This window comes from Burkholderia ubonensis (assembly GCF_902833085.1).
GTDB lineage: Bacteria > Pseudomonadota > Gammaproteobacteria > Burkholderiales > Burkholderiaceae > Burkholderia > Burkholderia ubonensis.
The window spans coordinates 92,181-112,953 of record NZ_CADFEB010000014.1 but is presented as its reverse complement, the minus strand read 5'-3'; the positions used below and the strand labels follow the sequence as shown (position 1 = coordinate 112,953).

Below are 20,773 nucleotides of genomic sequence, written 5' to 3'. Positions count from 1 at the left end.
TAAGAACATCATGACCGCTTCGGGCGTCATTCAACCCAAACCGACCGACGTGTTCGTGTCGCCGATCATGAAGATCACGGAGGCCGACGCAAAGGCCGGCATCGAAGTGTTCGACAAATGGCTGATCAAGGTCAGCGGCGGCGGCGTCAACGTCGGTCGACTGAAAATGGTCGCGGAGAACGTGCCGGTTCTCGCCAACATCTTCGCGGCGGTCGATGCGGTGCTCGACGTCAAGGCGATGATCGAGCACGGCGACAAGCCGATCGATGCGTTCGACTGGGTCAACCTCGGCCTCGATCTCATCGGCGTCGTGCCGTTGCCGCCGGGCACGGCAGAAATCCGGATGGGCGCGCGCCCGGTCCTGAAGTTGATCCGGCAGGAGATCGTCAAGAGCGGGAAGGCAGTCGGCGACGCCGCGTTGCAGGTGCTGCGCGACGCGATCATCGCGGCGATCATCGCGAACGTGCAGGAACGTTATGCGGGCGAGATCGAGAAGTTCCTGAAGGTGATGCGCGATGGGCTCAAGGAGGTGCTTGACCATTGTGCGAAATTCATCGGCGATCTGATGAAGGCGATCGCCGACCTGTTCGCGCATGCGGCGGGGAAGAAGTACGAAGTCGGACACAACGTGAAGTCGGCTGGGTCGCATTTGAAGGGCGCTGGGGAGGCTATCGTTGCGTACGACGGCAGGAAGGTCCTCAGCAACTTCGGTGGGTTTCTCACGGACATCTGGAAGGTCGAGGGGAAGGCCGTTATCAACGTGGCGACCTCGGCCGGTGAACTGATTGATCCGAATTCGACGAAAAAACTGCAGCTTTTCGCGGACGATATCTACAAGCGCATTCCGACGATCCAGAAGCGTATTCGCGAGCTGGACGGTAACGATGCGGGCAAGATCGGCTGGCTGATCACGATCGGCGAGGACGGCATGCGGAGCTGGCGAAAGCGGAATCCGAAGCCGCATTCGACGGGGGTGCAAGCGCACGGGACGACGAAGGTCGTCGAGCAAAAGGCGGAGCATCGGCTGGAGGAGGTGCGCGCGACGACTGAAGCTCAGCGGCCGGGCGGTGCGCAGTGCAAGCGGAAATGTCCGCCGGTGAAGACCCCGCCGGAACGAACCAAAAGGTCGATCGGCTTCGCGTTCGGTGATGAATGGATCGTCCACGACGATTTCACGATCGATGGTCCGTTGCCGATCGCGTGGCAGCGTACTTATCGCTCGTTCTTCGGCGCGAACGATGAACGCGGCGAGCTTGGCGCGCGCTGGATCACGCCTTACACGACACGCATCGATATCGTCGATTCGAAGCTGGTCTATCACGACGCGGAAGGCCGCAGTCTCGACTATCCGCTGCTTGCCGCAGGCAGCGCCCACGACGATCTTGCCGAAGACCTCACGCTGCTGCGTCTCGACGATCGGTGGTTGACGCTGACGCGCGGACACATGCTGCTCGAGGCGTACGAGCGGCATGGCAACGTATTCCGCCTTGCGTTCATCAAGGATCGCGCGGGCAACCAGGTCACGCTCGATTATGGCGAACAGGGCCGGCTGTATCGACTGATCACGCCGCACGCGCAGGTCGCGTTTCGCCATGATGCGCACGGACGCATCATCGAAATCGCACACCATGACGCTGAGGGCGAACGCCTCGGCACGCTCGCGACCTACGAATATGATCGCGACAACGATTTGATTTCCGCGGCCGATCGCTACGGCAACCGGCGCGAATACCGTTATCGCGACCACCTCGTCACGCGTTACACCGATCGGACCGGCCGCGGCGTCAATCTCGAATGGAGCGGCACCGGCCCGACGGCCAAATGCGTTCGCGAATACGCCGACGACGGCAGCGACGAAGTGCGGCTCGCGTGGCATCCGGACTTCCGGATGGTCAGCGTGACCGATGCGCTCGGCAACGTCACGCGTCACTACTACGACGTCAAGGGTTTCTCGTTCCGCGTGATCCATCCGGATGGCAGCGAGGAATGGATGTATCGCGATGCGAATGACAATCTCGTCCAGTTCATCCATCGCGACGGCACTGTCGAACACTTGTCGTATGACGCGCGTGGCAATTTCGTGCGTCACCAGCGTGCCGACGGCAGCGTAGTCGAGATGGCATACGACGAGAAGGATCAACTCGTTCGCGTTACCGATCCGCTCGGGCATCCGTGGCTGCGCGAATACGACGACGCGGGCAACTTGGTCGCGCAGATCGATCCGCTTGGCCGCAAGACAGAGTTTGCGTATGACGGGAAAGGGCTCGTCACGCAGATCAAGGACGCGAAGGGTGGCGCAAAGTCGTTGAAATACGACGAAGCCGGACAGCTGACGAGCCATACCGACTGCTCGGGCAAGACGACACAATGGACGTATGACGGACAGGGCCGGCTGGTCGCGGCGAAAGATCCGGCGGGCGGTACGACGACGTTCCGCTATGGCGTGAACGGGCAATTGGTCGAACTGGTCTCGCCGGCGGGCCGAGAACAATTGAGCTACGACGCGGAAGGACGTCTGCTGACTCGTACCGATCCGTTGAGCCGAGTGACGCGTTACGGGTACGACGCAGCGGGGCGTATCAACATCCGGACCGATGCGCTCGGTCAGGTGCTCTCATACCGTTATGACCGGCTGGGGCGTCTTGTCGCGCTGACCGATCCGAATCATGCGACTTATGCATTTCAATATGACGCGGCCGGCAGGTTGATCGAGGAGATCGACTTCGACGGAAAGGCGACGCGCTACGCATATGACGAGGCGAGCAGCCGTCTTGAATCGGTCGATGAGGCAGGTCTGGTCGTGCGGATGTCCCATGACCGCGGCGGTCGGCTCAATGGGCGTTCGGTTGAGGATCAAGAGGAGCGCTTCGCTTACGATCCTTTAGGGCGCTTGATCGAAGCAAGCAATCGACACAGCCGCATCCATCGGTTTTTCGATCCGGTCGGCAATCTGGTGCGTGAGCATCACGCGTACGACGTATTTGGCGAGCGCAGGAGTTTCGTGTGGCATCACGATTACGACGAACTCGGCAATCGGATCAGGACGGTTCGACCGGATGGTCACACGATCGACTGGCTGACCTACGGCTCCGGGCACGTGCACGGAATGATGCTGGACGGCAAGGAACGGGTGCAGATCGAGCGGGATGATCTGCATCGGGAGACGTTGCGCACGCTGGCGAGCAAGATCGATCAACGTACCGTGTACGATCCTGCAGGGCGATTGCTGCAACGGACGGTGAAGCGCGCGAATGCGCCCGCGCCGTTGGCGGAGCGCCGTTATCGTTACGACGGGGCGGGACAACTCACGCAGATCGAGGACAGCCGCCGGGGACTGACGGACTATCGCTACGATCCGGTCGGTCGGCTGATCGAATCGATCGGACCGGCAGGCAAGGAGCGGTTTGCGTTTGATCCGGCGAGCAATATCGTGGATCCGGGGCATCCGGAAGCAGCACGTACGGCGACACGCTCGAGTCCGGTGCGTCCGGAAAGCACGTTGCCGGCCGAGGTGCCGAAGGTACTCGGCAACCTGTTGAAGCGGTATGCAGGACAGCGTTTCGAGTATGACGCGCGCGGGAACCTCGTTCATCGAACGTCTCCGGCGGGCGAGCAGCATTACGAGTGGGATGCGTTTAACCGGCTGCGGGCGGCGCGGGTGGAAGAGGCGTCGCGAAGGAGTGCGTCGCGGTATTACTACGATGCGCTGGGTCGGCGGATCGCCAAGGAGGTGGACGGCGAGCGGACCACGTTCGGGTGGGATGGCGATCGGCTGGCGTACGAGAGCGAAACGCAAGGCAGTACCCATTACGTCTATGAGGCGGATTCGTTCGTGCCGCTGGCGCAGTACGTGAGTGCGCCGGTCGCAGGGATCGAGACGCCGGAACGGACGGAGGTGGACCGATACACGCCGGAGGATGATCCGCTGCAGCGCGTGCCGGAGCGAGTCGGCGAAGCGCACGCGTTCTATTACCACTGTGACCAGATTGGCACGCCGCTGCTGATGACTGACGAACTGGGTGACGTGGTTTGGGAGGCTTCGTACAAGGCGTGGGGCGAAGCGCGGGAGGTGATTGCGCGGGCGTCGAAGGCGGCGGGGATCACGCCGCGGAATCTGCTGAGGTTTCAGGGGCAGCAGGTTGATGAGGAGACGGGGCTGCATTACAACCGGCATCGGTACTACGATCCGCGATTGGGGCGCTTTGTCAGTAATGATCCGATTGGGCTCAGTGGTGGAGTTAATACATTTGCATATGCTCCCAACCCAATCGGGTGGATTGATCCGCTCGGGCTTAGCAATGTCGATAAGTTGCAGGAAGCCGTTGCCGCACGAGATAAATTGGCGGGAGAACTCGGGGCGGTCGCCAAAAATCGTCCTGCAACGGTAACAGCGGGGTATCACATTGAAACAGGGGAGGTTGCCGCCAGGGGGTCTGGCGGTGGATTATGTGCGGAGGACCATGTTGTCGCAGCTCTAGGCGGCGACCGAGAGAAGGTAGTGTTCACGAAGGCGGTAAGGCCGCGAAAGGCTCCGGTACTTAGGCAGGTGCCGGTGTGTAAGAGGTGTCAGGGGAAATATAGTCGATGCCAATTCCATGAGCCTGGCACGGAATTTGAGGAATAGAGGGCGTTATGTCGTGGGATCTCGATAGGTTTAATTGGGCCGAATACTCGACCGCTAATGGGAGTGCGGTGGATGTGCCTGCGGCAATCATCGGGCTCGGAAGTGCTAAAAGTGAAGATGAGGCGGATGATTATTATTGGAAGATCGACAATGTTGTAATCTTGCAGGGAAGCCTGTATCCGTCCGCCCTGCCGACGATTCCGTGTGTGATTGATGCAATTCAAGGTGCAACGGAAGTGTCTCGGGCAAGGCTGCTTGAGATTCTCGCTCAGATAGGTTTGGCTAGCGTAAAGGAGGATGGACATCCCGACGAGGATTTCCGTTTGGCATGTCTTTGCGAGATTTCAAGGGGTGTATCTCTGTATTTTCATTTTATCGAAAGCGAGAATATGGATGAGGTCCTTAACTGCATTGATCTCATTTCTATATGTGCGATTCATGATGAATCGCTGAAGTCGAGGGCTATTTGGTTTCTGAATAAGGTGTCGACGGCACGGTTGGATGAGGGGGTTGGTGAGTTGATTGAAAATTGGATTAACGACATTGGGTAGGATTTTTGGGTGCGTATGAGTTGGTTGGGGTGAGGGGTGTCGCCATTGGGGTTTGCAAAGAAAAATGTGGCGGGTAAGAAAAGGTGCTTAAAATTCTTGGGGGAAATTTGGCTCATTAATTCTAGTGAGTGAATTTTCATTTTTAAGTATGTGTGTCGCCATAGGCATTGCCGTCGCGTGATCAGTGATTTTTCTGAGAAGAGTTTTGAGGCGGAAAAAGATCACCTGGGGCGACGTCAAGGCGTGGATCAAGAACGTCATCGAGTCGCTTTTTGGGATGGGGTAGCGCGACATGCGGACCACAGGCTTACACGCCTCGCCGCGTTTATCGGATACGGCGGTCCTGGTAATTTGCAGGAAATTCTGAGGCTTGAGATGGGCCTGGCGGCATTAAACATCAAGGGCCGCTGTCGCGACTCTTGGTGTCGGCAGGTCATCGGATGCTCAACAAGAGCCATCGACCATGGGCGTGTCGCAAACTGAGCGAGGAAGTATGGCGAAAATCTGGACCACGGAGGTGGACTATCCGGAAAGTCGGATGGCACTCTACGACGAGGCAAAAAGTGGGGTGGATCGCTTCGAGCTGCAGGCGGCAAAGTCCCTCGTAAGACCCGCCCCCTTGTTATTCGAGTTTCCCAAAAGAGGGCTATCAAAGATTCGAGACTATGGCGTCATCTGGTCAGATATCTTGATTCCGCTCGTAAGTGAAGCGGTGCGTGTTGTGATTGAAGATCTGGCGAATGACGGTGATGTTCAGTTCATTCCGGCAGTTATTGAATCGGACGGAGGGGCTATTGATGGCTCGTACTTCCTTCTCAACCCGACGAGGAAGGTTGACGTGGTTGATCACGACGCCTCCGAGTCGATAGTGGTGAAAATCTCGGGATTTCCCGACGCCAAGGTCGGTTTCAAAAAGATGGTCTTGCGTCCCGATTTCCCGGCCAATGGCATCGGTCGGCAATACGATTCCCCGACATACATCGTCGTCGGGGATCAACTGGCCGATGGTGTATTGTGCGCCACGAAGAAAGGAGTCAGGTTCACTGCTGGTATCCCACCGGCCGGTTGACGCCAAACCGACATACGATGAACTGGGCAACCGGCGTCGGACCACCGTGCGCCCGGACGGGCATGCGATCGACTGGCTGATGTATGGCTCCGGTCATGTGCACGGAATGCTGCTGGATAGCGAGAAGCGCGTGCAGATCGTGCGCGACGACCTGCATCGGGAGACGGTGCGGATGCTGTCGAGCAAGGTCGGGCCGCGCACGATGTACGACCCGACCGGACGAGCGTTGCAGCAGACGATCCAGCGGACGACGGCGCCCGCGCCGATGTCCGAGCGGCGGTATCGCTACGACGCGGTGGGGCAATTGGCTCGGAGCGAGGATAGCCGTAAGGGCGGGACTGGTTATCGATACGATCCGGTCCGGCGGCTGACGGAAATCCGCACTTCCCTACTACAGATGAATAGCAATGCAAGGTATATCGAGCCAAGATTATTTTGAAGCGAGCGATGGGCCGTTCGAATATGGATCGAACAAGGTTCGTCCATTCATATCAAGGTGGTTGCAAAAGAGAATGATCCGATTGAGCTGTCTGAGTCGGAGGCGTTGGAAGTAGCAGAAATTCTTAGGCACTTCGCGAGCCGAATCTGACTATCTTTAAAGCTAGAAAAAGGCCGCTGAGTAGCCCTTGTTGACAGTGAGAGGCTAAGATGTCTGAAAACGTGAGCGAACTGCTGCACGACTACCATAATTTCGACGATGGTCTTGTTGTGTCGTTCGGTTTCTTCTATCCAATAGGAGAGTCGCCTGCAGCCCAAGGCATTTTTTACGCGAAGAACCATTCGGTTCCGGGTAATCAATGGGATACCGTTGCGATCATCGTGAAAGACATTGTGGAATTTAACGCGCGCTGGAAGGGGGATTGGCCAAACTCGATTTGTACTGGCGTGCACCTGATGAGGTTTGGTGACTTGTGGTGCATGGATGTCGACGGTGTATACGGGGAAGCAGGGGATCCGAAGTCAATCGAAGAGGTTCGGCAGTTCGGTGACTGCTATGCGATTGGCCGTGGCGTCAAATTTCATGTTGTCAATAATCGTGAGGTTGACTTGTACGCGAACTTGATAAAACGTTGAATGAAGAACTGCTAGTGTCCCGTTCCGCTGATTCGCGATCAAAGTCTGTACAGCTTTTCAAGGATGAAATCGGCTGAAGCAGTCCAGATGAGCGGTTTGCAGTTTTCGTTGTAGTGGAAGGCGAATTGATCGATACGGTTAATCGGTTGTTTGGCCGATCTGACCGAGCCTCTGCGGATCGCTTTGTCAGCGATCAGCGAAATCAGGGCGCGAGGAGGGCGTTGTGGTTGAAGCAAGAATTGAAAAGATCTGTGAGACATCGCAATCACCAATATGGCCGGATCGAACAGGCAGGCCTTCGATATATGACGACTCACTACCCAACCCTCGAAGCCGCTTTCCGGGATCATCCGGTCCGGATTGCAGACTGGGGATACATCAAATGCCGGGAGGCGGACTTGGCCGCGTCGGGTGTCGAATTCTTCGACGACATCGAGGATCCCGGGTATTGCCGGCGTGCGGCGTTCGCGGGGAGCGGCGGCAGCCTCGTCGTGCTGACCATTTCCGGTGAGTCGAAGGTCGATGCGGTCGTATTCGCGTGCGACGCAAGAATCGGTGGAAAGGGCGACTTGCTTAAGGTGCTGCCGGAAGCGTTCCAACCATGGACCGAAGCGTTCGAGATCGTATATTTCGGGCGGTCGGTTTGAGCGGCGAGACGCAACAGGCAACTGGCCGGTTCGTCGCGGTGTGGTGTGTATCGGCGAGCTGACGAGATGAACGACACGGCTGAAAACTGGATCGACGACATGCTGTCGTTGGCAACGAACGCACGCACGAATGCCGGCGTGTCGGACGACGAGGCGCGCGCAGCGATCGAAAGCATGTCGATCCTGCGAAACGACTACAAGGTGAAAGCCGGCGTGCCGATGGCCGTGGTCAATGTGCGGATCGATCTGCAGTCTAGCTTGATCTCCAGCGGAACGCGCCACCGGGAAGAACTTGGCAACGAGCAGATGGCAGCGAGGTTGTACGAGCTCGCATCGCGTCTCACGGACATTGCCCGCGACATGACGCTGTGAGTTGGCGATTGCGACACGAATCGGTGCAACTCATTCCATTGCGGCAGCGGCGCAGCAACGAGTCGGCGCGACATCTCAACCGCCGCCGACCCGTAGTCCAGGTGCCGCGCACGACCTTTGCGGTTGGCGCAGGCATTCGATCTGGCGATGATCGATACGGTGCGCGCGATGGTTGAAGTCATCCGGGATCGTGGCGGCCTCTCCTTCGTTTTCGACGTTCAGGAGGGGACTCGCTTTCTCGCCGCGATAGGAACGTGGCTCGAACATGCGTCGATTGACCTCGAAGCACTCGATTGCCGTTCGAACAAGGTCGTGACGTTACGGTTCGGCTTCGGCAACGACGATCAGGTTGAATACCGGAAAGACGGCATCGCGTTCGTTCTGTCGCGCGACGCGTGCGACTACGCATTGCACAAGCTTGCCGAATTGAACGGAATGGGCGGCTTCTCGACCCCCGAGTTCCGCCAGTTCGATCAGCCGAAAGGAAAAGTGGCGCTTGTGGATACTTTTCTGGCAGTACGCCAGCGAACGGATCAGATATGAATTTCAGCGAAGACGACGTCCTCGATGTGTTGACGAGATATCCCGACGACATTTCGCTTGACGGTGCCTGTCTCGAGGTACTGGGTGCGGCGCTGCGTGAGTTCGAGGCGCTGTCGAAAGGACAGTGGTCGTTGAGCAACTACACGATGTCCATCAATGTCGGCAGCGAAGGGCGTGTTATTGCCGTCTCGCTCATGCCGAATCCGGCGTACGAGATCAACGGCGTCCCGTTCGAGATCGCCAGCCGAGGAATGTACCTGCACGGTCGCGGCGTGACTTACGTGTACGCGATCGAGACCAGGCAATTGGTCAAGACTGTCTATATGAGATGAGGCGGTGCGGCACGTAGATCCTGGCGAGCAAGACGTACCCTCATCCGACACAGATGGACAACATGAACGAGATCGACTTCGATGAGACGTCTCACGATGCGCTCGAGCCGAGAATTGGCGGCGGCGCGTTGATTGGCGGCGTCGAAAGCTGGCCAACGTCGTCTTCGGGAGAGGCGCTTCACCTGATCGCGTCGTTGCCGGCCGCGTTCCTGGGTATCGCCGGATGCGGATACGAATACGTGTCGGTGTTCTCGCTTTATTCGGCGAGCGAGTATTTTCTGGACCGGGTAACGTACCACGGCGATTCCGGTGAGATGGAGATAATCACAAGGGACCAAACGACGCGTGTGATCTTTCACGCGAAAGGGACCGAGATGTTTGGCGCACACGTGATTCCGGCGCGAACATTGCGCGTGCGCGACGAAGTCCCTGATCCGTTCCACGGTAGCGGGATCGGCGGCCACCCGGGGCTGCTGCAAGATGAGGACCTGTCTCTCCCGCAGGATTTCGAATTTGCCATCCAGTTGTACTCGGGCGACTTTCCTGACGGATGGACGGACATCTTCGGATTGAGCGACGCACTGGGCTACCTGTTCGTCGCAACGAAATCCGGCAAGGGTCTTTTCTTTGTACAGGTCACGTGACGTACGCGGCGACGCGAGCAGGCATCGTTGCCGGTTTGCGCGCTTTAAAGGTGGTGGCGCCAGTCGAGAAACAGAGGTCGGCAATGTCGATGAACGAGCGAGCAAGTCTCGCGTACGAGTGCGTGGCACGCTTTCTGGATCAGGTGAACGCGCGCGATGCGGTCGGATTGGCGCACGATTTCGGTATCGGGCATGCGATCTACGACGAAGTGATCGACGCGCTGTCCGGTTACTTCGACGGAATTCCGGCCTGGTCTCCGCCACCAGACAGAGGCAATGCCGGTGGGGCTGACGCGCCGGGTTTCGACCTTTACGAAATGCACGAGGCGGGTGTCTGGGGACTGGAATGCCGGCTCTGGCATGGCGGGAAGCGCGCGGAGCCGATACTGCATGCCGAATTCACCGAAGACGCGAACGGGTTGGCGATGCATTTCAAGTACATCGAAAACTAGATCCCGGGCCGCATGCGGCAACGCGCCGTTCATGGAGATACCGATGACGATTCCCGCAAACGTCCACACATACCTGTCGAAAGCGACCGGCGACGTACGGCGAGAAGACCGGCACGCCGCACTCGACGCACTCGATCGTCTGGGCATCGCACACGACACCGGCTTCGCGCAGTTCTACCTCACGTATCAAGGGCCGTTCGTCGGCCTGCGTCCTGTCGCGGAATTATTCGACCTGACCGACTATTCCGGCATTGCCGGCGCGCTCGACTACGTACGGGACCGCTACGGGTTTCCAGCGCAAGTGGTTCCGCTGACCTCGGACGAAAGCGAGGGAATGTTCCTGTACGACACGCGAGACGGCACAGTCTACGATTACGAATTGCGCGACCACGCACGCTTTATCGCCGGCGAGACCGACGCGCGATGGGCAACGTTCACGGCATTCCTGGCGTGGTATTTCGACGAAACGGCTGCGGATGCCTGACGGGGATGAAATGGCCGAGCAGCGCATCGACCTTGGAAAAATATCCGGCAAACTGGGCGGCAAGCGTGGCGTCTGGGTCAATCAACGCTACGAGATTGGCGGTGAGCCTGCGACCAGGGCGTGCTTTATCAAGAAGACGAATGGCCGTTTCAACGTTGGCTTTGATGACTAACTTGCGGGCCGATTTTTCGGAATTGCGCCGCGCGGTCGAGTTCGTCGTGCGTGAAGGGTTCGCCAGCATCGACGATTTGACGAGATAAGCGGAGACGCCGTTCGGTACTGCCGCAACTGCGGTAGCCCGTCGACACGCCACCAACTGGTCTGACCAGTCAGGCCTTAAGATCCCCCGACAGCGGTCGTTAAACATGGCGTTGCCCGCCGATTCGGCGACCCATTCCATATCAAGCGGCAAAGGGGAGATCGAAGTCATCATGCTGTCATCGATTCGCACACGGATTCTCGCGACCTGCGTCGCCATCGTGGTCACGGCGCTGGCCGCCACGGGCGGCCTGATCTATTACGTCGTGAAGCATCACAACGACGACGCAATCGACCAGAACCACAAGTCGATCCTCACCGGGCACGCGCTCGCGATCGACGAGTGGGTCGCGAGCCGGAGCAGGGAAACCCAGGCGCTGGCGGACACGATCGCGATCGGCGAAGGCGATCCGCTGCCGGCGCTGAAGCTGCTGGGCAAGTCGGGCGGCTTCGAGGTACTGACGCTCGGTCTGCCGGACAAGACGGCCTTCTCGAATGTCCCGCTCGCACCCGGCTACGACCCGACCGCGCGCCCGTGGTACCAGCAGGCACTCGGCGCCGGCCATCTGGTCGCGACGGCGCTTTACCGCGACGCGTCGAGCGGCAAGCCGGCCTTCGCCTTCGCGGTGCCCATCGTGCGCGATGGCGCCGTCAAGGGCGTCATGGCAGCAAGCCTCTTCATGCAGAGCGTGAGTGCCATCGTGACCGCCGTGCACCCGACGCCGTCGAGCTTCGCGTTCCTGGTGGACAAGAGCGGACGCGTGATCGCCGCGCCGAAAACCGATCTGATCATGAAGCAGGCGACCGAACTGTCGCCGGCGCTGGATTCCGGGCACCTCGAAGCGCTGAAGGCGGCGTCCGAGCCTGTGGCCGTGGACATCGACGGCGCGACCAAGCTGCTGCGCGCCCAGCCGATCGCCGGCACCGACTGGTCCCTCGTGCTCGCGCTCGACAAGTCGGACGTGACGACCGGCATGCGCGCGGTGGCGACGACGACGCTCATCGCGATCCTGATCGTCGCCTTCATCGCGGCGGCGCTCGTCGGCGCGCTGACGAACGCAGCCTTCAAGCGCATCCTGCTGGTGCGCGACGCGCTCACCGACGTCGCCAGCGGCAGCGGCGACCTGACGAAGCGCCTGCCCGCCGGCGGCGAAGACGAAGCCGCGCAGATCGCGCATGCATTCAACCTGTTCGCCGAAAAAATCAGCACGATCCTGCTGCAGATTCGGGAGTTCAGTGAATCGGTCAACGTGGCGAGCGCCGAGATCGCGCAAGGCAACCAGGATCTTTCGAGCCGAACCGAGCATGCCGCGTCGAGCCTTCAGGAAACGGCCGCGGCCCTCGAGGAAATCGCCGGCACGGCCCGTAACTCGGCCGATGCGGTGACCCAGGTGAGCCGGCTGGCGGATTCGGCGTCGGATGTGGCAGTGCGCGGCGGCGCGGTCGTCGGCGAGGTCGTCTCGACGATGCACGACATCACGCAAGCGTCGACGGAGATCGCCAACATCATCGGCGTGATCGACGGCATTGCGTTCCAGACCAACATCCTCGCACTCAATGCGGCGGTCGAAGCCGCGCGCGCGAACGAGCACGGCCGCGGCTTCGCAGTCGTGGCGGGCGAGGTGCGCGCGCTCGCGCAGCGCAGCGCGCAAGCGGCCAAGGAGATCAAGCAGCTGATCCACTCGTCGGTCGAGAAGATCGAGGGCGGCTCCGGCCTCGTGCAGACGGCCGGCGCGACGATGGACGAAATCGTCGAGAGTGTGCGCAGCATCACGAGCGTGATTGCCGAAATCACGGTCGCGGCGACGGAGCAGAGCACGGGACTCGCGCAGGTGAATCAGGCCGTATCGCAGCTCGATAACGCGACGCAGCAAAACGCGGCGCTCGTCGAGCAGTCGGCCGCCGCCGCGACGCTGTTGCGCGAGCAGGCAGGCAAGCTCGCGGAGACGGTCGGCGAGTTCAAGCTGGAGGAAGGTCGCATGCCTGCGCTGCAGACTGGCTGACGGTGGGTGACGCCGGACACCGCAAGGTGTTGGATTCGATCGGCTCGCGCATTCATGCCGTCCGTCGCCGCATGCCGCGATTCATTGGCATAATCACGGCCCGCCGCGACGCTCTGCGGCCTGATCGATCCTTTGGCTTATTTCTGCGGCAACGATGCTTACCTCGACTTCACCGGCGACCGAAGTCTCGCTGAAACGTATTCTGGAACAGCCCGGCGACTTCTCCGGCCGGCTTTACCTGCCCCCGGCGCCGTGGACGCTGGACACGGTCGGCGCGTTCGCGCCCGACTCGACGGACCCGGACGAGGACACGGTGCCCGACATCGCGAAGCAACCGGGCTGGCGCATCACGCTCGACAGCGCGACGATCGAGGACATCGTGATCAACGCGCACGAGCAGGTGGACGATCCGAGCCTCTCGCAACTGCTCGACGCATTTGTCTTCTACGTGGAGAACGACGCGTTCATTCTCCTGTGACATCGTGGGACCCGACGACGGAGCCGCATAGTCGGGTTCGCAGCGCGTGCGAACCGCAACAAAAAAGGACCGCAAAGAAAGCGGTCCTTTTTACCCTCCAGCGCAACCTCGCGCGTCACCCTCAGGGCAACGAAATCGTCAAATTCGCCGATTCCGGCCCGACCTTGATGACCTGCGAATACGGCGCGAGCGCCTGCAGCGTCTTGTCCTTCAGATACGTGTTCAGCCCGAGATACGCGAGCAGCGCGACGAGCCCGAACACCGCGCCGATCACCCACACCGGCACTTCGCGCTTCAGCCGGTGCGCGATCTGGTCCGGCAGCGTCCAGTGCGGCGCGAACGGCGCGCGCTTGCCCTTCATGTGCGCGATCTCGTCGCCGATGCGGGCGGTCAGGTACGCGAGCTTCTCCGGCCCTTCGAGCAGGTACTTGCCCTGGAAGCCGAGCAGCAGGCACATGTGGAACACCTCGAGCGACTGCAGCCGCGCCGCGCCCTTCGCGCGGCAATCCTCGAGATGCTGGAAGAACTTCTCGCCCGCGAGCTGCTCGCCGAACAGCGCGAGCTGCAGCGGCCGCCGCTCCCAGTCCGGGCGGATCTTGTACTGCGACGACAGCACCGTCTCGTCGACCGCCGCGCAGAACGCGAATTTCGCGCTGTACACGTCCTCGGCCGAGATGTTCAGCTTCTTCGCGCCGCGCTCGTAGTCGGCGAGGAATTCCTGGATGCGCGTGCTGAACTCGCTCGCGCTCTCCGGCTCGCGGCCGTTCTTGAGCAGGAACAGCATGTAGAAGCCGTCGTACAGCAGGTCGAGCAGCGAGCGCGCCTGGAACGCGGAATCGGTCGATGCCGGGGCGATGGGAGGCGGCGCGTTGTCGCCGAACAGGGAAGGCGCGTAGCTCATGATGTGACCGCGATCAGTTCGAACTTCAGGTCATTGATGCCAGTCGGCGCGTAGATCATCGCGGACTGGGCCTGCAGCATGCGCTCGTACAGCGCGCCGCGCGTATCGAGCGCGAAGTAGCACGCGCCCGGCCGAACGGGAATCGCGGGCGGCACTTGCGGCGTATACGACAGCCGCACGCCGGGCATCGCCGACAGCACGAGCTTGTCGACGTCGTCGGGCGCGCCGACCTTGAAGCGGGCCGGCACGGCCTCGACGAGCTCGACGCTCGGCAGGTCCGCGGACACCGCGAGGTAGAACGCGGTCTTCTCGTCGATCTTGCCGGAATCGAGCCGGCCGAGATGGAACGACGGACGCACCTCGTCGAGCGTGATCGCGAAGTAGCGCGTCGAGATCACGGTGTCGAGCAGCTCGCGCAGGATCAGGTCGAGGCGCGCGAAGCCCGGGCCCGGGTCGTCGTGGCGGTACGCGGGCAGGTCGGCGAGCGTGTAGCCCTTCGAGAACGTCATCAGCTGGCCGGCCAGGCGCAGCAGTTCCTGGAACAGCCGCTCCGGATGCAGCGCGGCATGCTGGTGCAGGTGCGCGAGCGTCGCGAACGCGGCGTTCGCGGTGTGCAGGAGCCAGAACGACGCGATGTCGCCCGAGCGGAATTCGATGATGTTCTTCGACGGCTCGCGGTGAAAGCCGTACAGCGCGTTCACCTTCGCCTGCAGCGCGTCGATCAGCTGGCGCAGCCGCTGGTGCAGGATCGGCGACGCCTCGATCGCGAGGCACGGCGGCACGAAGCTGTCGTCGATCTCGAAGCCGGACGTCGCGGTGCGGCGCACGCGCACGAGCGGCACCGACAGCAGCTGGTCGCGCGGCTCGCTGTGCGCGATCAGCTTGACCTGCGTCTTCAGGAACGTGACGTCGGCCTCGGCCGCGTCGGTGAAGTTGTCGGCGACGCTCGTCTGCTCGCTGACGAAGCGCGTCGTGAAGCCGGTCGCCGGATCGTCGTTGTAGTTCGCGCCGTTCTCGCGCAGCGGATGCAGCGCGAGGTAGAACACGAACTCGTTGATGCCCTCCGGCAGCGTGTCGAGCGCGACCGGCGGCGGCAGGTCGTCCGCCTGCGGCGCCGCGTACAGCACGCCGTCCGGGAACACGAGCGACAGCTCGGCCAGGCGCAGCACGTTGCTGCCGAGCGCGTCGCGGTCGAAGCGCACCGTGCGCACGCCCCAGTTGTACGGCTGGATCGCCTGGATGGATTCGAACAGGCGCGCCTCATGGTACGCATCCTGTCGCTGGAAGTGTTGAGGCCGGAGGAACAGCCCCTCTCCCCATAGCACCTTGGCCGAATAACTCATGTCAAACCCGGTTAATGTCGTGATGCGAAGTAATCGATTGGTCGCGCCCGAATTAAATCGCCAATTTGTTAACTCTTGTTAATTGACATTCATGCGTCATGCTTAACCGCAGCGGACCGACGAAAGCAAATTCAGCGGTTGCGAAGGCGCGCCTTGTTGCGGCGCGATGACGACACCCCCGGTGACGGTCATCGCGCAATTATGCAGGCCGATGATTATGCCGGATTTCTCCGACTTCGCCGGATCGAATGTCAATTTCCAGCGCTGCAGCGCCGGGTCGCGGAACAGCGCGACGATGCCGAACGCCTGCGCTTCGCGCGACACCTTTTCGGTCGCCGTATAGCGCTGGCCCGGAATCAGCGTGATTTCACGCACGTTCAGCAGGTCGGCGCCCAATGTGGCCTTTTCCTTGTCCGGATCGGTAAAACTGTCGAACGGCGCCTGCTGGAACGAGGTCGGGTCCTTCAGCGCATAGAGGCGCACGACGAGCGCGAGCGGCTTGTTGTCGTTCGCGGCGTTCAGGTTCGAGGCCGCGGCGAGCGTGATGCCGACGTTGCGCGGCGGCTTCTGCGAATCGGGCAGCTCGGGCTTGCCGACGCCGGCGGCCTGCATCACGGCGCTCGCGGCCGAGCCGATGAGCGGGGCGGCCACGCATCCGGCCAGAAGTGCGCAGGCGGCCAGCGGCAGCGCATAGCGAATCATGAGCGATTTCATCGTTGTTTCCGGCTTGCCGCCTTTTACTCCCTGTCAAAACTACCAGCCTTTCTATCAGCCGTTGCCGCATCCGTCGGAATGGCGGAATTTCATCGTTCAGCTATTAAGCAAGGCGCGCATCCGCCGCGGCGGTCGCCCGGCAAATTTTTCCGTATTCCGGGTCGCGCGCCGCGGGATGAGTAAAACTTGCGCGCCCGATCCGGGCGAACGCTTCCCACTCTGACGCGCGGCGTCATGCGAGGTGGTACGCGCGGTTTTAAAACGAGTTACTCTGCACGCGACGATTGAATTATGAAAAATTGATCGGTACTATACCCGCGCGCTTCTCGCAAAGCAAAAGAACCAGATTCTCAACGATTTAAAACTCACGCGCCGGTGGATATAACGATGAAAGACCGTCTCTTCGCAAAACTTTCTGGGGTCGTGGTGGCTTGCGGCGTGATCGCCGGCTGTGCAAGCACGCCCACGCCGCCGAGCGCCGAGGTGTTCAACAAGTCGCTGGCCGACGCGGACGCCGTGGCGAAGTCGGGCGACCAGGAACGCGCGCTGGGCCTGTACCAGGCGCTGGCGAAGGCGGACCCGACGCGCGAGGAGCCGTGGTCGCGCATCGCGCAGATCCAGTTCGCGCAAAACCATTACGGCCAGGCGATCGTCGCCGCGCAGGAAGCGCTGGAGCGCGACAAGACCGACCGTCAGGCGAAGAGCGTGCTGGCCGTCGCCGGCCTGCGGATCGCGACGCAATCGCTCGGCGAGCTGCGCCAGGATTCGTCGCTCGCGGGCGACGCGAAGTCGGACGCGCAGCAGCTCGCGAAGCAGCTGCGCGACACGCTCGGCGAATCCTCGCTGTTCCCGCCGGAGCAGCGCGGCGGGAAGGTGCGGCAGACGCGCCGCACGGTTCACCGGGCGAAGGGCGCGGCCGCGCCGGCCGCCGAAGCCGCGGCGCCGACCGCGCCGGCCGCGCCGGCCGCGGCCGCCACCCCGCCGCAGAAGAGTGGCGGGGCGGACCCGTTCAGCGCGCTGCGCTGATCGGCACGACAACTACATGACAAACTGAACCTGGGAGCCGTCGATGGCCAAGAACGAGAGCATTCAGAAGCGCCTGCAGAAAATACGGCCGCCGCGCGTCCAGCTGACCTACGAGGTCGAGAAGGGCGACGCGATCGAGGTGAAGGAACTGCCGTTCGTCGTCGGGGTGGTCGGCGATCTGGCGGGCCAGTCGGAAATCGAGCAGCCGAAGCTGCGCGACCGCAAGTTCGTCAATATCGATCGTGACAACTTCGACGACGTGATGAAGGCGATCGAGCCGCGCGCCGTGTTCCAGGTGGAAAACCGCCTGAGCGAAGGCGGCGGCAAGTTCGCGGTCGACCTGAAGTTCCGCGCGCTGTCGGATTTCAGCCCGGACGACGTGGTCCAGCAGGTCGAGCCGCTGCGCCGCCTGCTCGAGGCGCGCTCGAAGCTCGCCGACCTGCGCAACAAGCTCGCCGGCAACGACAAGCTCGAGGACCTGCTCTCCGAGGTGCTGCAGAACACGCAGCAGCTGCAGGAGCTCGCGAAGGGCGCCGAGGGCGGCAAAGACGGCGACAAAGACGGCGAATGACGACGGGGTGTTGAGATGAACCAGCAAACGGCTGCGGCCCAGACGAGCGGCGCGGAATACGCCGCCGGGACTTCGCTGCTCGACGAGATCGTCGAGAAGAGCAAGGTCGCGAAATCCGATTCCGAGCATGCACGCGCGAAGGACCTGATCGGCGAACTCGTGCACCAGGTGCTCGACGGCACGGTGATCGTGTCGGACAACCTGTCGGCGACGATCGACGCGCGCGTCGCGGAGCTCGACAGCCTGATCTCCGCGCAGCTTTCGGCCGTGATGCACGCGCCGGAATTCCAGCGCCTCGAAGGTACGTGGCGCGGCCTCGACTACCTGGTCAAGGAAAGCAACACGGGCCAGACGATCAAGATCAAGGCGCTGCACGCGCCGAAGCGCGAGCTCGTGCGCGACTTCAAGAGCGCGAGCGAGTTCGACCAGAGCGCGCTGTTCAAGAAGGTCTACGAAGAGGAATTCGGCACGTTCGGCGGCTCGCCGTTCGGCACGCTGATCGGCGACTACGAGATCTCCCGCCAGCCGGAAGACATGTACTTCATCGAGCAGATGTCGCACGTCGCGGCGGCCGCGCACGCGCCGTTCATCGCGTCGGCGGCGCCGGAGCTGCTCGGCCTCGAGACGTTCTCCGACCTCGGCCGGCCGCGCGATCTGGGCAAGGTGTTCGACACGGTCGAATACACGAAGTGGAAGTCGTTCCGCGATTCCGAGGATTCGCGCTACGTCGGCCTGACGCTGCCGCGCTTCCTCGGCCGCCTGCCGTTCAATCCGAAGGACGGCCAGATCGCCGAAAGCTTCAACTTCGTCGAGGACGTCGACGGCACCGACCACGACAAGTACCTGTGGTGCAACGCGGCATGGGCATTCGCCGCGCGCCTGACGGCGGCGTTCGACGACTTCGGCTGGTGCGCGGCGATCCGCGGCGTCGAAGGCGGCGGCCTCGTCCAGGATCTGCCGACCCACACGTTCAAGACCGACGACGGCGAGGTCGCGCTGAAGTGCCCGACCGAGATCGCGATCACCGATCGCCGCGAGAAGGAGCTGAGCGACCTCGGCTTCATCCCGCTCGTCCATTGCAAGAATTCCGACTACGCCGCGTTCTTTGCCGCGCAATCGGTGCAGAAGCCGAAGAAATACAGCACCGACAGCGCGAACGCGAACGCCGTCCTGTCCGCCCAGCTTCAATACATCTTCTCGGTATCGCGCGTTGCGCACTACCTGAAGGCGATGATGCGGGACAAGATCGGCAGCTTCGCATCGGCACAGAACGTCGAGACGTTCCTCAACCGGTGGATTTCGCAATACGTCCTGCTCGACGACAACGCGACGCAGGAGCAGAAGGCGCAATTCCCGCTGCGCGAGGCATCCGTACAAGTGTCAGAGATTCCGGGCAAGCCGGGCTCGTATCGTTCGGTCGCGTTCCTGCGCCCGCACTTTCAGCTCGACGAACTCTCGATTTCTCTGCGGCTTGTCGCTGATCTGCCCAAACCGGCAAATTCATAAGCGAAGAATCGCCCGGGCGGGCCGCCTGGGTAGGACGTTAAAACCACCTCTTTGGGGAGTCGAAGGCCATGTTAGACATGTATCTGAAGTTCGGTAATCCGGCCATCAAGGGCGAGTCTGCGGACAAAGACCACGATGCCTGGATTGAACTGAAATCGTGGGACCATTCCATCATCCAGCCGCGTTCGGCGACTGCGTCGACGGCCGGCGGCCATACGTCGGAGCGTTGCGAGCACGGCGACATGGTGTTCACGAAGGAAATCGATTCGTCGAGCCCGCTGCTGTACCAGCACGCGTCGGGCGGCACGACGTTCGATGAAGTCACGATCGACTTCATGCGTTCGGACGGCGAAGGCCAGCGCGTCAAGTACCTCGAGGTCAAGCTGAAGTACGTGATCATCTCGAGCGTCACGCCGAGCGTGCAGAAGGAAGGCCTGCCGCACGAGACTTTCTCGCTGAAGTACGCTGCCGTGCAGTGGAAGCAGACGCAGCAGAAGATCGGCGGCAACCAGGGCGGCAACACGCAGGGCGCCTGGAGCCTGACGAAGAACGACAAGACCTACGCGGTCTAAGGTCGGTTGCGGCAACGGGGCGTCGCGTCCCGTTGCCGTTTTCGTAGCGTATGCCGGCCTGATGAAACGATTCGAACCGAGCTTTCTCGACAAGCTGTTCGACGATGAACCGCACCTGCCGGCTTCCGCGGCGATGCGGCAATTGTCGCTGGAAGAGCTGAAGAACACGGTCGCCCGCGATGTCGAGGCGATCCTCAATACCCGTATCGCGCACACCGATCACGAGCTGGCGACGCTGCCGGAATGCCAGAAGTCGGTGCTGACCTACGGGCTGAACGATTTCGCGGGCCTGAGCCTCGCGAGCCATTACGACCGCACCTACATCTGCAAGTCGATCCAGCAGGCGATCGCGCGCCATGAGCCGCGGCTGCAGCAGGTGCAGGTGACGTTCGAGCTCAACGAGCAGTCGACCAACGCGCTCTATTTCGCGATCCAGGCGCTGCTCGTCGTGCATCCGGCCGAAGAGCCGGTCAATTTCGATGCGATGCTGCAGCCGTCGACGCTGCAGTATTCGGTCACACGCGCGCGCGCCGCGAAAGCGCAGTAACTTACGCCGCCGCGCGGGCCGGACCGTCCGGCGCGGCACGCAATGAAAGAGGTTCGGGGTCG

At 61.4% G+C, this 20,773-nt stretch carries 23 protein-coding genes and 2 pseudogenes; 20 read left to right on the top strand and 5 right to left on the bottom strand.

Translation table 11 applies throughout. From position 1 onward, the window contains the following. Nucleotides 1–10: 10 nt before the first annotated feature. From HWX31_RS32890 to HWX31_RS32870, 5 genes and pseudogenes are all read left to right on the top strand, one after another. Nucleotides 11–4,624, top strand: a complete 4,614-nt coding sequence (locus HWX31_RS32890; protein WP_244143907.1) for an RHS repeat-associated core domain-containing protein — start codon at nucleotides 11–13, stop codon at nucleotides 4,622–4,624. 8 nt (nucleotides 4,625–4,632) lie between these two features. Beyond that, nucleotides 4,633–5,175, top strand: a complete 543-nt coding sequence (locus HWX31_RS32885; protein WP_174959468.1) for a hypothetical protein — start codon at nucleotides 4,633–4,635, stop codon at nucleotides 5,173–5,175. A gap of 538 nt (nucleotides 5,176–5,713) precedes the next feature. Continuing rightward, entirely contained in the window at nucleotides 5,714–6,244 is a 531-nt protein-coding gene (locus HWX31_RS32880) for an imm11 family protein (protein WP_244143906.1), read from the top strand. A 13-nt stretch (nucleotides 6,245–6,257) separates the two neighbouring features. After that, nucleotides 6,258–6,620 (top strand): annotated as a pseudogene (locus HWX31_RS32875) (RHS repeat-associated core domain-containing protein); the annotation flags it as partial. Between the two features lie 284 nt (nucleotides 6,621–6,904). Beyond that, the gene (locus HWX31_RS32870; protein WP_174959472.1) at nucleotides 6,905–7,318 is read left to right on the top strand and encodes a hypothetical protein; all 414 of its coding nucleotides are present in this window, start codon (nucleotides 6,905–6,907) and stop codon (nucleotides 7,316–7,318) included. A 38-nt stretch (nucleotides 7,319–7,356) separates the two neighbouring features. Here HWX31_RS32870 and HWX31_RS35095 read toward each other — a convergent pair. Beyond that, nucleotides 7,357–7,518 (bottom strand): annotated as a pseudogene (locus tag HWX31_RS35095) (IS630 family transposase); the annotation flags it as partial. 105 nt (nucleotides 7,519–7,623) lie between these two features. Here HWX31_RS35095 and HWX31_RS32865 point away from each other — a divergent pair. The 7 genes from HWX31_RS32865 (at nucleotide 7,624) to HWX31_RS32835 (ending at nucleotide 10,792) form a co-directional block, all read left to right on the top strand. Beyond that, nucleotides 7,624–7,965 (top strand): hypothetical protein, encoded by a 342-nt coding sequence (locus HWX31_RS32865; RefSeq protein WP_174959474.1) that lies wholly within the window; start codon nucleotides 7,624–7,626, stop codon nucleotides 7,963–7,965. A gap of 66 nt (nucleotides 7,966–8,031) precedes the next feature. After that, nucleotides 8,032–8,337 carry a hypothetical protein gene (locus tag HWX31_RS32860; protein ID WP_174959476.1) on the top strand — a complete coding sequence of 102 codons (306 nt, stop codon included), beginning with the start codon at nucleotides 8,032–8,034 and terminating at the stop codon, nucleotides 8,335–8,337. A gap of 123 nt (nucleotides 8,338–8,460) precedes the next feature. Further along, nucleotides 8,461–8,880: a hypothetical protein gene (locus HWX31_RS32855; protein WP_174959478.1), complete on the top strand. Its 420-nt coding sequence runs from the start codon at nucleotides 8,461–8,463 to the stop codon at nucleotides 8,878–8,880. Next, nucleotides 8,877–9,212: a hypothetical protein gene (locus tag HWX31_RS32850; protein WP_059613958.1), complete on the top strand. Its 336-nt coding sequence runs from the start codon at nucleotides 8,877–8,879 to the stop codon at nucleotides 9,210–9,212. Before HWX31_RS32855 ends, HWX31_RS32850 begins: the two co-directional genes overlap by 4 nt. Before the next feature lie 62 nt (nucleotides 9,213–9,274). Beyond that, entirely contained in the window at nucleotides 9,275–9,856 is a 582-nt protein-coding gene (locus tag HWX31_RS32845; RefSeq protein WP_174959480.1) for a hypothetical protein, read from the top strand. Nucleotides 9,857–9,939: 83 nt separating this feature from the next. Beyond that, a complete protein-coding gene (locus HWX31_RS32840) occupies nucleotides 9,940–10,308 on the top strand; it encodes a hypothetical protein (protein ID WP_174959482.1) in 369 nt (122 codons plus the stop codon). Nucleotides 10,309–10,351: 43 nt separating this feature from the next. Further along, complete coding sequence (locus HWX31_RS32835) at nucleotides 10,352–10,792, top strand: SMI1/KNR4 family protein (RefSeq protein WP_174959375.1); 441 nt, start codon at nucleotides 10,352–10,354, stop codon at nucleotides 10,790–10,792. Here HWX31_RS32835 and HWX31_RS32830 read toward each other — a convergent pair. Beyond that, nucleotides 10,743–11,225 carry a hypothetical protein gene (locus HWX31_RS32830; protein WP_174959483.1) on the bottom strand — a complete coding sequence of 161 codons (483 nt, stop codon included), beginning with the start codon at nucleotides 11,223–11,225 and terminating at the stop codon, nucleotides 10,743–10,745. The genes HWX31_RS32835 and HWX31_RS32830 overlap by 50 nt on opposite strands. On the opposite strand from HWX31_RS32830, the gene HWX31_RS32825 reads away from it, so the two are divergent. After that, complete coding sequence (locus HWX31_RS32825; protein WP_174959485.1) at nucleotides 11,224–13,053, top strand: methyl-accepting chemotaxis protein; 1,830 nt, start codon at nucleotides 11,224–11,226, stop codon at nucleotides 13,051–13,053. The two genes, HWX31_RS32830 and HWX31_RS32825, sit on opposite strands and share 2 nt — an antisense overlap. 154 nt (nucleotides 13,054–13,207) lie before the next feature. After that, the gene (locus HWX31_RS32820) at nucleotides 13,208–13,531 is read left to right on the top strand and encodes a DUF7716 domain-containing protein (protein ID WP_059612080.1); all 324 of its coding nucleotides are present in this window, start codon (nucleotides 13,208–13,210) and stop codon (nucleotides 13,529–13,531) included. Nucleotides 13,532–13,652: 121 nt separating this feature from the next. Here HWX31_RS32820 and HWX31_RS32815 read toward each other — a convergent pair whose 3' ends face one another. The 3 genes from HWX31_RS32815 to tssJ all read right to left on the bottom strand — a co-directional run bounded on the left by HWX31_RS32815 (nucleotide 13,653) and on the right by tssJ (nucleotide 16,477). Next, a complete protein-coding gene (locus tag HWX31_RS32815) occupies nucleotides 13,653–14,432 on the bottom strand; it encodes a DotU family type IV/VI secretion system protein (RefSeq protein ID WP_174959487.1) in 780 nt (259 codons plus the stop codon). Beyond that, nucleotides 14,429–15,775 (bottom strand): type VI secretion system baseplate subunit TssK, encoded by a 1,347-nt coding sequence (gene tssK, locus HWX31_RS32810; RefSeq protein ID WP_174959489.1) that lies wholly within the window; start codon nucleotides 15,773–15,775, stop codon nucleotides 14,429–14,431. Before tssK ends, HWX31_RS32815 begins: the two co-directional genes overlap by 4 nt. 102 nt (nucleotides 15,776–15,877) lie before the next feature. Continuing rightward, nucleotides 15,878–16,477 (bottom strand): type VI secretion system lipoprotein TssJ, encoded by a 600-nt coding sequence (gene tssJ / locus HWX31_RS32805; RefSeq protein ID WP_415493238.1) that lies wholly within the window; start codon nucleotides 16,475–16,477, stop codon nucleotides 15,878–15,880. Here tssJ and HWX31_RS32800 point away from each other — a divergent pair. The 6 genes from HWX31_RS32800 to tssE all read left to right on the top strand — a co-directional run bounded on the left by HWX31_RS32800 (nucleotide 16,476) and on the right by tssE (nucleotide 20,711). Continuing rightward, entirely contained in the window at nucleotides 16,476–16,712 is a 237-nt protein-coding gene (locus HWX31_RS32800; protein WP_174959493.1) for a hypothetical protein, read from the top strand. The two genes, tssJ and HWX31_RS32800, sit on opposite strands and share 2 nt — an antisense overlap. A 164-nt stretch (nucleotides 16,713–16,876) precedes the next feature. Beyond that, a complete protein-coding gene (locus HWX31_RS32795) occupies nucleotides 16,877–17,515 on the top strand; it encodes a tetratricopeptide repeat protein (RefSeq protein ID WP_174959495.1) in 639 nt (212 codons plus the stop codon). A gap of 43 nt (nucleotides 17,516–17,558) precedes the next feature. Beyond that, a complete protein-coding gene (gene tssB, locus HWX31_RS32790; RefSeq protein WP_042582986.1) occupies nucleotides 17,559–18,086 on the top strand; it encodes a type VI secretion system contractile sheath small subunit in 528 nt (175 codons plus the stop codon). Nucleotides 18,087–18,101: 15 nt separating this feature from the next. Continuing rightward, entirely contained in the window at nucleotides 18,102–19,592 is a 1,491-nt protein-coding gene (tssC, locus tag HWX31_RS32785) for a type VI secretion system contractile sheath large subunit (RefSeq protein WP_059536578.1), read from the top strand. Nucleotides 19,593–19,660: 68 nt separating this feature from the next. After that, a complete protein-coding gene (locus tag HWX31_RS32780) occupies nucleotides 19,661–20,164 on the top strand; it encodes an Hcp family type VI secretion system effector (protein WP_010096526.1) in 504 nt (167 codons plus the stop codon). A gap of 61 nt (nucleotides 20,165–20,225) precedes the next feature. Beyond that, nucleotides 20,226–20,711: a type VI secretion system baseplate subunit TssE gene (gene tssE, locus HWX31_RS32775; protein WP_042582988.1), complete on the top strand. Its 486-nt coding sequence runs from the start codon at nucleotides 20,226–20,228 to the stop codon at nucleotides 20,709–20,711. The last annotated feature ends 62 nt before the right edge of the window (nucleotides 20,712–20,773 follow it).